Here is an 11,197-nt window from a genome sequence, read left to right on the forward strand (position 1 = left end):
GTTCTTCAAATTATAGAAAACGTCTGATTTAAGGCGAAAAAAAAGGCGGCACAGCGCCGCCTGGTGTGGTCTATATCGTCACATCCTCACAATTCTGGAGGATTTTTTCCTTCTTCGATGAAGTCGGGGTCCAGCTCTTCGGCGTTACCTTCGTGATCGCGCCCTGAGAAGAGATTCCAGCAGGCGATAAACAGCGCGGCAATGAGCGGCCCAATCACAAAGCCGTTAATGCCGTACAGCTCCATGCCGCCTAGGGTAGAGATGAGAATCAGGTAGTCCGGCATTTTAGTGTCTTTCCCGACCAGCAGCGGGCGCAGGATATTGTCTACCAGCCCGACGATAATCACGAAGAAGCCGACAATAAACAGCCCTTGCCAAAGCTGATGGGTGGCGAACAGGAATATGGCGGCGGGAACCCAGACAATCGCCGAGCCGATGGCGGGCACCAGCGAGAGGAAGGCCATCAGCGCGCCCCAGAGCACGCTGCCGTCAATACCGGCAATCGCAAACGCAATCCCGCCAAGTATGCCCTGAACCACCGCCACCGCCGCCGTACCTTTTACCGTGGCACGCGACACGCCGACGAATTTGGCGAAGAGGTGCTGCTTGGCGAAATCGGACAGCGGCAGGGAGTCGAGGATCTGGCGCACCAGATACGGGCCGTCTTTCAGCAGGAAGAACAGCAGATAAAGCATGATGCCGAAGCTTATCGCAAAGCCAAACGTGCCCTTGCCAATCAGAAACGCGCTGCCGGCGAGATACTGCCCGCCCTGCAGGGCGACGTCAGAGAGTTTTTTCTGGATCTGCGCGGCGTTGGTCAGGTTGTGATCCGCCAGGAAGCCGCTGGCCCAGTCAGGCAGATGGTTAAAGATGCTCGCTACCACTTCCGGGAACTGGGTGTTGTTCTCCTGAAGCTTCGTGTAAACCACGTTCAGCTCAATGGCGAGCGAGGAGAGGATCACCATCAACGGGATAAAGACGATCAGGCAGATAATGCCGATGGTCAACAGCGAGGCAAGCCCGTTGCGATCCCCCAGCGCGGCGCGCAGCCTGTTTTTTACCGGGTTGAAGATGACGGTCAGAATCGCGGCCCAGAGTATCGCGGAGAAGTAGGGCGACAGCACGTCGAAGAAGGCCCAGGTCACAAGGGCAAGAATAAAGATAAAGAAACCTTTGGTCAGTCCGTTAAAGCGCATCAGTCAGTCCTGGTTACTAAGAAACTGTGTCGACTATAGAACTGATTGTGAGAATTACCAACCTTGCGCCGGCTGGCGGCTGCGCCTTACCCGTCCTGCGGGCAGTGTTGCGGTATGAATCCGCTCTTCGCGGATACCACTTTCGACTGACCGAAGATCGCCTTTTCCCGCACCATGCTGTAAGTATCTGCTTGCGGAGGTGCTTATGGCCTGGCGTCCGATTCTCTATGTGATCCTCACAACCCACCCCAGACTCAGCGCGCGGCGCGCCCGTTTGCGTCTGGTCATCTAGCTTTTTATTAACAATCGCGGTATAACACACCTTCTTTGGATGTTTAGATGTCCATACGTATAGAAGGTAATATGCAAACACAACAAGAAAATGGGCAGCTTAAGCGCACCATGAAAACACGCCACCTGATTATGCTCTCGCTGGGTGGCGTGATTGGGACAGGGTTATTCTTCAATACCGGATACATCATTTCAACCACCGGAGCGGCGGGCACGCTGCTGGCGTACCTGATAGGCGCGCTGGTGGTCTGGCTGGTGATGCAGTGTCTGGGCGAGCTTTCCGTGGCGATGCCGGAAACCGGCGCGTTCCACGTCTATGCCGCCCGCTATCTTGGCCCGGCGACGGGCTACACCGTGGCGTGGCTCTACTGGCTCACCTGGACGGTGGCGCTCGGCTCGAGCTTCACCGCCGCGGGCTTTTGCATGCAGTACTGGTTCCCCCAGGTGCCCGTCTGGGCCTGGTGCGTGGTCTTCTGCGTGGTGATTTTTGGCCTGAACGTCATCTCGACGCGCTTCTTTGCTGAAGGCGAATTCTGGTTCTCCCTGGTGAAAGTCATCACTATCATCGCCTTTATTATCCTTGGCGGGGCGGCGGTCTTTGGCTTTATTCCTATGCAGGACGATTCCCCCGCGCCGGGCTTAAGCAACATCACCGCCGAAGGCTGGTTCCCGCACGGCGGCCTGCCGATCCTGATGACCATGGTGGCGGTGAACTTTGCCTTCTCCGGGACGGAGCTCATCGGCATCGCGGCGGGCGAAACGGAAAATCCGCACAAGGTGATTCCGGTTGCGATCCGCACCACCATCGCGCGCCTGATTATCTTCTTTATCGGCACCGTGTTTGTGCTGGCGGCGCTGATCCCGATGCAGCAGGCGGGCGTGGAAAAGAGCCCGTTCGTGCTGGTGTTTGAAAAGGTCGGTATTCCTTACGCGGCTGACATCGTTAACTTCGTGATCCTGACGGCGATCCTCTCGGCGGCGAACTCGGGTCTGTATGCCTCCGGGCGCATGCTGTGGTCGCTGTCGAATGAGAAAACGCTGCCGCGCTGCTTTGCCCGCGTGAACAAAAACGGCGTGCCGCTGACGGCGCTCTCGGTCTCTATGCTCGGCGGCGTGCTGGCGCTGTTCTCAAGCGTCGTGGCCCCGGACACGGTGTTTGTCGCGCTCTCGGCGATTTCTGGCTTTGCGGTGGTGGCGGTGTGGATCAGCATCTGCGCGTCGCACTTCGTTTTCCGTCGTCGCCATTTGCAGTCCGGCCAGCCGCTCTCTGCGCTGCAGTACCGCGCGCCGTGGTATCCGCTGGTGCCGGTGCTCGGTTTTATCCTCTGCGTGGTGGCCTGTGTCGGCCTGTGGTTTGACCCGAGCCAGCGCATTGCCCTTTATTGCGGGCTTCCGTTTGTCGCCCTGTGTTATGGTGCGTACTACCTGACCCGAAATATGACATCGCAGGAGCCTGAACATGTCGCAGAATAACCCGCTTACCGCCATCCTTGAAAAACAGCCGTTTGTGGTGCTGGATGGCGCGATGGCGACGGAGCTGGAAGCGCGCGGCTGTAACCTGGCAGACAGCCTCTGGTCAGCCAAAGTGCTGGTGGAAAACCCGGAACTCATTCGCGAAGTGCATCTCGATTACTACCGCGCGGGCGCGCAGGTGGCGATCACCGCCAGCTATCAGGCCACGCCTGCGGGGTTTGCGGCGCGCGGTCTGGACGAAGCGCAGTCCCGCGCGCTGATCGGCAAAAGCGTGGAGCTGGCGCGTAAGGCGCGCGAAGCGTATCTGGCTGAAAACCCGCACGCGGGCACGCTGCTGGTGGCGGGATCCGTTGGGCCGTATGGCGCGTATCTGGCGGATGGCTCAGAGTATCGCGGCGACTACGTGCGCAGCGCCGGGGAGTTTACTGCCTTCCACCGCCCGCGCGTGGAAGCGCTGCTGGATGCGGGCGCTGACCTGCTGGCCTGCGAAACGCTGCCTTCGTTTGTGGAGATTAAGGCGCTGGCGGCGCTTCTGGCCGAGTCCCCCCGCGCCCGGGCGTGGTTCTCCTTTACCCTGCGGGACAGTGAACACCTGAGCGACGGTACGCCGCTGCGTGAGGTGGTCAGCGCGCTGGCAAACTCTCCGCAGATTGTCGCGCTGGGTATTAACTGCATCGCACTGGAAAACACCACGGCGGCGCTGAAGCATCTGCAAAGCCTGACGTCGCTGCCGCTGGTGGTCTATCCGAACTCGGGCGAGCATTATGATGCGGTAACCAAGACCTGGCATCACCACGGTGAAGCGTGCGAGACGCTGGCGGGGTATCTGCCGCAGTGGTTGGAAGTCGGGGCCAAATTAATCGGTGGATGCTGTCGCACCACGCCGAAAGATATTGCTGAGCTGAACGCGCAGCGCTGAGTGCATAGCCGTGTGGCGGCTACGCCTTACCCGGCCTACATCTAGGTTTCGTGCGCCTGATGCCCTCACCCTGACCCTCTCCCACGGGGAGAGGGAAAAAAAATCAAAAACAGCAACATGCGTTGTTTCAGAATGATTGAAGGCTTTCAGCGATGCTCTGGTCCGGCTGTAAATCGCTGAGGCGTTTCCTGCAGGCCGGGGCGAGGCGCAGGGATGCGCCGAGAGGGCGGGCTTTACAGGGACGTTACCTCCGCCCGTCCCCGATAAGCCGGAGGGAATAAGCCGAGGGCACCGCGTAGCGGCGATTTACCGCCGGGAGCCCGGGTCGCCAGGGTGGTGGCGACTGAGCCACCCTGGCACGTTCACAGGTCATGCCATTACAGAGTAGCAAGGAACATAAAGTGAACGGAATGACCACTACCGCCTTATGTTCCCCTCACCCTAACCCTCTTCCCAAAGGGGAGATGAGAAAAAAACAACCGCACAAAATCAACTATCCTTTCCCGCTTTTTATCTAAAAACGAATCGTTATGAGCGATTCATTTTTATTCCTTTATCAAAATTCCCGCGCCGGAAATACTGCCCTCATAACAACAAGGGGAGCAGGCACTATGGCAATTTCATCGCGAATCACACTTCTCGGCGCACTGGCGCTGTGGGCATTTCAGGCGCAGGCGGTGGACGTCACCGTCGCGTATCAAACCTCTGCGGAACCGGCGAAAGTCGCGCAGGCGGACAACACCTTTGCCAAAGAGAGCGGCGCGAAAGTCGACTGGCGCAAGTTTGACAGCGGGGCGTCCGTGGTGCGTGCGTTAGCCTCCGGCGACGTGCAGATCGGCAATATCGGTTCCAGCCCGCTGGCGGTTGCGGCCAGCCAGCAGGTGCCGATTGAGGTTTTCCTGCTCGCCTCGCAGCTCGGTAACTCTGAAGCGCTGGTGGTGAAGAAAAACATCACTAAACCGGAAGATCTGATCGGCAAACGCATCGCCGTACCGTTTATCTCAACGACCCACTACAGCCTGCTGGCGGCGCTCAAACACTGGGGCATCAAGCCGGGTCAGGTACAAATCATCAACCTGCAGCCGCCGGCGATTATCGCCGCCTGGCAGCGCGGGGATATTGACGTTGCTTACGTCTGGGCTCCGGCAGTGAACGAACTGGAAAAAGACGGCACCGTGCTGACCGACTCAGAAAAAGTGGGCCAGTGGGGCGCGCCAACCCTCGACGTGTGGGTCGTGCGCAAAGACTTCGCCGAGAAACATCCTGAGGTAGTGAAAGCCTTCGCCAAAAGCGCGATTGACGCCCAGCAGCCGTACATCTCTAACCCGGATGAATGGCTGAAGCAGCCCGCCAACCTGGAAAAACTCTCCCGCCTGAGCGGCGTGCCGGAAGCGGACGTGCCGGGGCTGGTGAAAGGCAATACCTATCTGACCCCCGCGCAGCAGGTGCAGCAGCTGACCGGGCCGGTAAACAAAGCGATTGTGGATACCGCCACCTTCCTGAAAGAGCAGGGCAAAGTGCCTGCGGTAGCGGCGGATTACAGCCAGTACGTGACCGATCGTTTTGTGAAATAAGGAGTCCGCCATGCTGAATATTACGAACCTGTACGCCGATTACGGTGGGAAACCCGCGCTGGAGGACATCAACCTGACGCTGGACAGCGGTGAGCTGCTGGTGGTGCTGGGCCCGTCCGGGTGCGGAAAAACCACGCTGCTGAATCTGATCGCCGGGTTTGTCCCTTATCAGCATGGCACCATCCAACTGGAAGGCAAAAAGGTGGAAGGCCCGGGCGCCGAGCGCGGCGTGGTCTTCCAGAACGAAGGATTGCTTCCCTGGCGCAACGTGCAGGAAAACGTGGCGTTTGGGCTACAGCTTGCGGGCGTCAATCGCGAACGGCGGCTGGAAACGGCGCGGACGATGCTGAAAAAAGTGGGGCTGGAAGGGGCGGAAAAACGCTTTATCTGGCAGCTTTCCGGCGGTCAGCGGCAGCGCGTGGGTATTGCCCGCGCGCTGGCCGCGAATCCGCAGCTGTTGCTGCTGGACGAGCCGTTCGGAGCGCTGGATGCCTTCACCCGCGAGCAGATGCAAACCCTGCTGCTGCGCCTGTGGCACGAGACGGGCAAGCAGGTGCTGTTGATTACCCACGATATCGAAGAGGCGGTGTTTATGGCGACGGAGCTGGTGCTGCTCTCGCCGGGGCCGGGCCGCGTGCTGGAGCGTTTGCCGCTGGATTTCGCCCGCCGCTACGTCGCGGGAGAACCCGTGCGCAGCATCAAATCCGATCCGCTGTTTATCGAACAGCGTGAATACGTTTTAAGCCGCGTGTTTGAACAACGGGAGGCTTTCTCATGAGCATCGTCTTCAGTGAAAAAACGCGCCGCACGCGTCTGGCGCTGCGCTGGCCTTTCTCGCGCCAAATCACGTTGAGCGTCGGTACGCTGCTGGTGCTGCTGGCGGTGTGGTGGGCGGTTGCTGCCCAGCAGTGGGTCAGCCCGCTGTTTCTGCCGCCGCCGGGCCAGGTGCTGGCCAAACTCATTACCATCGCCGGGCCGCAGGGCTTTATGGATGCCACGCTGTGGCAGCACTTAGGTGCAAGTCTGGCGCGTATTCTGGTGGCGCTTCTGACAGCGGTAATTATCGGGATACCGGTCGGGATCGCGATGGGCTTAAGCCCGACGGTGCGCGGTATTCTCGATCCGCTGATCGAGCTTTACCGCCCGGTGCCGCCGCTGGCCTATCTGCCGCTGATGGTGATCTGGTTTGGCATCGGTGAAACGTCAAAAATCCTGCTGATTTATCTGGCGATTTTCGCCCCGGTTGCCATGTCGGCGCTGGCGGGCGTGAAGAGCGCCCAGCAGGTGCGGATCCGCGCGGCGCAGTCGCTGGGGGCCAGCCGCACGCAGGTGCTGCTGTTCGTGATTTTACCGGGCGCGCTGCCGGAAATTTTAACCGGGCTGCGCATCGGCCTCGGCGTGGGCTGGTCCACGCTGGTGGCGGCAGAGCTGATTGCGGCCACGCGCGGCCTTGGGTTTATGGTGCAGTCGGCGGGAGAGTTTCTTGCGACTGACGTGGTGCTGGCAGGGATCGCGGTGATCGCCGCGATCGCCTTCGGATTAGAACTGGGGCTGCGCGCGTTACAGCGTCGCCTGACGCCCTGGCATGGAGAAATACAATGAGTGAACGTCTGACCATTACCCCGCTGGGGCCGTACATTGGCGCGCAGGTGTCGGGCCTGGATGTGACCCGTCCGCTGAGCGATAACCAGTTCGAGCAGCTGTACCACGCGGTGCTGCGCCATCAGGTTGTTTTCCTGCGCGAACAGGCGATCACCCCGCAGCAGCAGCGCGCGCTGGCCCTGCGCTTTGGCGATCTGCATATCCACCCCGTCTATCCGCATGCGGAAGGCGTGGAGGAGATTATCGTTCTGGACACCCACAACGATAACCCGCCGGACAACGACAACTGGCACACCGACGTGACCTTTATCGAGACGCCGCCCGCCGGGGCGATTCTGGCGGCGAAGCTGCTGCCGGAAACCGGCGGCGATACGCTGTGGACCAGCGGGATTGCGGCGTATGAGGCGCTCTCCGCACCGTTCCGGACGCTGCTGAGCGGGCTGCGGGCGGAGCACGACTTCAAAAAATCGTTCCAGGAGTACAAGTACCGTAAAACGGAAGAGGAACATCAGCGCTGGCAGGAGGCGGTTGCGAAGCATCCACCGCTGCTGCACCCGGTGGTGCGGACCCATCCGGTCACGGGCAAGCAGGCGCTGTTCGTGAACGAAGGGTTCACGACGCGCATTGTGGACGTGACGGAGAAAGAGAGCGAGGCACTGTTAAGCTTCCTGTTCGCGCATATCACCAAGCCGGAGTTTCAGGTCCGCTGGCGCTGGCAGGAGAATGACCTGGCGATCTGGGATAACCGCGTAACGCAGCACTATGCCAATGCGGACTATCTTCCGCAGCGCCGGATTATGCAGCGGGCGACGATTTTGGGGGATAAGCCGTTCTACCGCCCTTGATTACACGTAGGCCGGGTAAGGCATAGCCGCCACCCGGCAATTGTGCACTGTTCTTGCCGGGTGGCGCTGCGCTTACCCGGCCTACAAAAAACCGCACATTTAAAGGTGCGCCTCAATATACCGCTGATACCGGTTCGCCTTCAGGTAACACAAATCCACCAGCACCAGTCCGTCGACGCAGTCGTTAAACGCCGGGTCGCTGCCAAAATCAATAAACTGCACGCCGCCGGGTTCACACAGCTCGGAATACTGCTTGTAGAGCGGCGGAATGCCGCAGCCCAGATTGCCGAGCAGGGATTTCAGCTTCGTCAGGTCGTCCACGTAATCCACGCCGCCAAACTGCGCGAGTACGTCCGGCAGCGATGCGGGATAAGGCTGACGTGACGCGGCCAGCGGATGCGTTGCCGGGAACCACAGGCGGTAAAAGGCCACCAGCAGATCCCGCGCGGCAGGCGGTAAGCCACCGGAAATCGAGACCGGGCCAAACAGGTAGCGATAGTTCGGATAACGCGCCAGGTAGGCTCCAATGCCGGACCATAAATAGTCCAGGCCGCGGCGACCCCAGTAGCGCGGCTGAATAAAGCTGCGCCCCAGCTCAATGCCGTGCTCCAGCACGTCCTGCATTTTGTCGTCGTAGTGGAACAGGCTATAGCTGTACAACCCCTCCAGACCGCGACGTTCAACCTGTCTGGCGGTCGGCATAAAGCGGTACGCGCCGACGATCTCCAGATTCTCATCATCCCAGAGGATCAGGTGCAGATAATCATCATCGTAGCAGTCTGTGTCACGGCGTTTGCCGCTCCCTTCCTCGACCGCGCGAAAGGCAATCTCGCGCAGGCGGCCCAGCTCGCGCAGCAGCGGGGCGTCTTCCTGCCCGTTGCGCTGCCATAGATAGATGGTTTTACCGTCGCTGGTATTGCCCAGACATTCGGCCTGCGCCAGCGCGCGTTTCAGGGTGGCGCGGTCTTCCGGACGGGCAATCGCGCACTGGGTTTTAAAGATGCCAGGCAATCCCTTGCCAAGACGCATCACGTGCTGACGGCACTGTTCGGCCATCTCACGCGACGAAAGGGTGGTGCTGTGCCAGTGATGCCAGGCAATCTGCTGGCCGATTTTAATCGGCAGCTGGCTGTGGCGGCGGCGGAACATCTGCTGCATGAGCAGCAGCATTGACAGCGTCGGGGAGACCAGCGTGCTGGCATAGAAGAGCAGGCTGTTATGCGCCTGAATATGCACCGGCAGCAGCGGGGCGCGCAGCTTGCTGGCGAGTTTGATAAAGCCAGAGTGCCACTTTTTGTCGCGAATGCCTTTGCGCGTGGGGCGGGAAACTTCTCCGGCCGGGAAGAAGATCAGCACTCCTGCGTTTTGCAGATGCTGTTCCATCTGCACCAGGGACGATTTCGCCGTCCTGCCGCCCATATTATCCACCGGAATAAACAGCGAGCTGAGGGGCTCAAGGTGGGTCAGCATCCTGTTGGTGACGACTTTAACATCGCGTCGCACGCGGGAAACGGCGTACATCAGCGCCAGACCGTCCAGCGTACCCGTCGGGTGGTTGGCAATAATGACCAGCGGGCCATGTTCGGGGATTTGTTCAAGATCGCGGGCGGAAACGGTGCAGAGAATATCAAGGTGTTCCAGAACTTGCTCCACCATATCCAGTCCTTTCAGGTGGCGGTGTGCTGCTGCAAATTGCTGAAATTCGTCTTCGTAAAACAGTCTTTTTAACAGACTTTTTTGCCAGGGTGCAGGCCTCGCCTGAGGCCAAAGATCGTCGAGAACGCTATCGAGGCTAAACATGGTTACTCCTCCTGCCGTCTTGCGAAGACAGTAGAAGGCGCAGATGTCGGTTGTATTGCAGTTTGGTGAAGATTAGCACAGAGAGCAGGCCGGGTAAGGCGAAGCCGCCACCCGGCGCTAAAGCGGATTAACGCAGAATTTTCTTCTCGGCCAGATCCAGCGCGAAGTAGCTGAAGATCAGATCCGCGCCTGCGCGTTTGATGGCGCCGAGGCTTTCGAGGACCACTTTCTCTTCGTCAATCGCACCGGCCAGCGCGGCGAATTTGATCATCGCGTATTCGCCGCTGACCTGGTAAGCGCCCAGCGGCAGCTCGGTGCGCTCGCGGATGTCGCGCAGGATGTCGAGGTACGCGCCCGCTGGTTTCACCATCAGGCAGTCTGCACCCTGGGCTTCATCGAGCAGGGATTCACGAATCGCCTCGCGGCGGTTCAGCGGGTTCATCTGATAGGTTTTACGATCGCCTTTCAGCGCCGTGCCGGCCGCTTCACGGAACGGGCCGTAGAAGGAGGAGGCAAATTTGGTGGAGTAAGACATGATGGCGGTGTCGGTAAAGCCCGCTGCGTCGAGCGCCTGACGGATCGCCTGAACCTGTCCGTCCATTGCCGCAGAGGGCGCGATGAAGTCCGCACCCGCAGCGGCAGCCACGACCGCCTGTTTGCCGAGGTTCAGCAGGGTGGCATCGTTATCGACACCGTGATCGCACAGCACGCCGCAGTGGCCGTGAGAGGTATATTCGCAGAAGCAGGTGTCTGACATTACCACCATTTCCGGCACGGTCTCTTTGCAGATGCGCGACATGCGGGCGACGAGGCCATCTTCTTTCCACGCGTCGCTGCCGGTGGCATCGGTATGGTGAGAGATGCCGAAGGTCATCACCGAGCGGATCCCCGCGTTGGCGATGCGTTCAATCTCACGCGCCAGATATTTCTCCGGAATGCGCATTACGCCCGGCATGGCTTCGATGGCTTTGTAGTCATCGATCTCTTCTTCGACAAAAATCGGCAACACCAGATCGTTTAAGGTCAGGGTTGTCTCTTCAAACATAGCGCGCAGTGCAGGTGACTTGCGCAGGCGGCGGGGACGTGCAATTAAATCGGTCATGGTATGCCTGATGTTTGTGGAACAAAGAAGGCTAGTGTACCTCAAAGTGAAGACAGGTGTTTTGGTAAAAGTGGGCATTTTATTTTTGTAAAATGTGATGGGTCTGGCTTTCTGGCATCAATATATAATGCAGGGCAGTATAACGCCGAAATGGAGATGAGTTATTCATATTGTTTTTATATTAAATAGAAAACATCATTGAAAATGATTCATTATATATTTTTATATGTGTCTTATTGTTGTGTCTGTATTTTAATGCTTTGTTTTTATAATATTTATCTGTAGTGACAGATGCTTCCTCGGTTTTGATGTGTTATTAGTCTGGATACGGACTTAATGGAAACATTCATTGAACCTTTTCGAAATGAAAATGCATAATTCCCTCCGCAATTAAA

Annotated in this window: 9 protein-coding genes; 6 read left to right on the top strand and 3 right to left on the bottom strand. The window is 58.7% G+C overall.

Going from position 1 to position 11,197, the window contains the following annotated elements; translation table 11 throughout:
* Window positions 1-86 precede the first annotated feature (86 nt).
* Window positions 87-1,196, bottom strand: a complete 1,110-nt coding sequence (locus ACMGGX_RS14180) for an AI-2E family transporter (protein WP_159515581.1) — start codon at window positions 1,194-1,196, stop codon at window positions 87-89.
* Between the two features lie 363 nt (window positions 1,197-1,559).
* Here ACMGGX_RS14180 and mmuP point away from each other — a divergent pair, with 363 nt between their 5' ends.
* From mmuP to tauD, 6 genes are all read left to right on the top strand, one after another.
* Window positions 1,560-2,960 carry an S-methylmethionine permease gene (mmuP, locus tag ACMGGX_RS14185; protein WP_181594473.1) on the top strand — a complete coding sequence of 467 codons (1,401 nt, stop codon included), beginning with the start codon at window positions 1,560-1,562 and terminating at the stop codon, window positions 2,958-2,960.
* A complete protein-coding gene (gene mmuM / locus ACMGGX_RS14190) occupies window positions 2,947-3,879 on the top strand; it encodes a homocysteine S-methyltransferase (RefSeq protein ID WP_348560656.1) in 933 nt (310 codons plus the stop codon). The genes mmuP and mmuM overlap by 14 nt, the downstream gene beginning before the upstream one ends.
* A gap of 611 nt (window positions 3,880-4,490) precedes the next feature.
* Window positions 4,491-5,453, top strand: coding sequence for a taurine ABC transporter substrate-binding protein (gene tauA, locus ACMGGX_RS14195; protein ID WP_420298510.1), 963 nt, complete (start codon window positions 4,491-4,493; stop codon window positions 5,451-5,453).
* 10 nt (window positions 5,454-5,463) lie between these two features.
* On the top strand, window positions 5,464-6,231 hold the full coding sequence (tauB, locus tag ACMGGX_RS14200) for a taurine ABC transporter ATP-binding subunit (protein WP_420298511.1): 768 nt from the start codon (window positions 5,464-5,466) through the stop codon (window positions 6,229-6,231).
* Window positions 6,228-7,055: a taurine ABC transporter permease TauC gene (gene tauC / locus ACMGGX_RS14205; protein ID WP_420298512.1), complete on the top strand. Its 828-nt coding sequence runs from the start codon at window positions 6,228-6,230 to the stop codon at window positions 7,053-7,055. Before tauB ends, tauC begins: the two co-directional genes overlap by 4 nt.
* Complete coding sequence (gene tauD / locus ACMGGX_RS14210; RefSeq protein ID WP_194399672.1) at window positions 7,052-7,900, top strand: taurine dioxygenase; 849 nt, start codon at window positions 7,052-7,054, stop codon at window positions 7,898-7,900. Before tauC ends, tauD begins: the two co-directional genes overlap by 4 nt.
* A 99-nt stretch (window positions 7,901-7,999) precedes the next feature.
* Here tauD and ACMGGX_RS14215 read toward each other — a convergent pair whose 3' ends face one another.
* Together ACMGGX_RS14215 and hemB are read right to left on the bottom strand one after the other, a co-directional pair.
* Window positions 8,000-9,700 carry a lysophospholipid acyltransferase family protein gene (locus ACMGGX_RS14215; RefSeq protein ID WP_420298513.1) on the bottom strand — a complete coding sequence of 567 codons (1,701 nt, stop codon included), beginning with the start codon at window positions 9,698-9,700 and terminating at the stop codon, window positions 8,000-8,002.
* A gap of 127 nt (window positions 9,701-9,827) precedes the next feature.
* The gene (gene hemB, locus ACMGGX_RS14220) at window positions 9,828-10,802 is read right to left on the bottom strand and encodes a porphobilinogen synthase (RefSeq protein ID WP_028017695.1); all 975 of its coding nucleotides are present in this window, start codon (window positions 10,800-10,802) and stop codon (window positions 9,828-9,830) included.
* Window positions 10,803-11,197: the final 395 nt, after the last annotated feature.

Origin of the sequence: Enterobacter sp. BNK-29 (assembly GCF_048684785.1) — a bacterium.
In the GTDB taxonomy this organism is placed as follows: domain Bacteria; phylum Pseudomonadota; class Gammaproteobacteria; order Enterobacterales; family Enterobacteriaceae; genus Enterobacter; species Enterobacter cloacae_M.

What these genes read in the sequence shown, in the direction of transcription:
- ACMGGX_RS14180 (WP_159515581.1), bottom strand. Translation starts at nt 1,196, where the DNA reads ATGCGCTTTAACGGACTGACCAAAGGTTTCTTTATCTTTATTCTTGCC.
- mmuM (WP_348560656.1), top strand. Translation starts at nt 2,947, where the DNA reads ATGTCGCAGAATAACCCGCTTACCGCCATCCTTGAAAAACAGCCGTTT.
- mmuP (WP_181594473.1), top strand. Translation starts at nt 1,560, where the DNA reads ATGCAAACACAACAAGAAAATGGGCAGCTTAAGCGCACCATGAAAACA.
- tauD (WP_194399672.1), top strand. Translation starts at nt 7,052, where the DNA reads ATGAGTGAACGTCTGACCATTACCCCGCTGGGGCCGTACATTGGCGCG.
- tauA (WP_420298510.1), top strand. Translation starts at nt 4,491, where the DNA reads ATGGCAATTTCATCGCGAATCACACTTCTCGGCGCACTGGCGCTGTGG.
- hemB (WP_028017695.1), bottom strand. Translation starts at nt 10,802, where the DNA reads ATGACCGATTTAATTGCACGTCCCCGCCGCCTGCGCAAGTCACCTGCA.
- ACMGGX_RS14215 (WP_420298513.1), bottom strand. Translation starts at nt 9,700, where the DNA reads ATGTTTAGCCTCGATAGCGTTCTCGACGATCTTTGGCCTCAGGCGAGG.
- tauB (WP_420298511.1), top strand. Translation starts at nt 5,464, where the DNA reads ATGCTGAATATTACGAACCTGTACGCCGATTACGGTGGGAAACCCGCG.
- tauC (WP_420298512.1), top strand. Translation starts at nt 6,228, where the DNA reads ATGAGCATCGTCTTCAGTGAAAAAACGCGCCGCACGCGTCTGGCGCTG.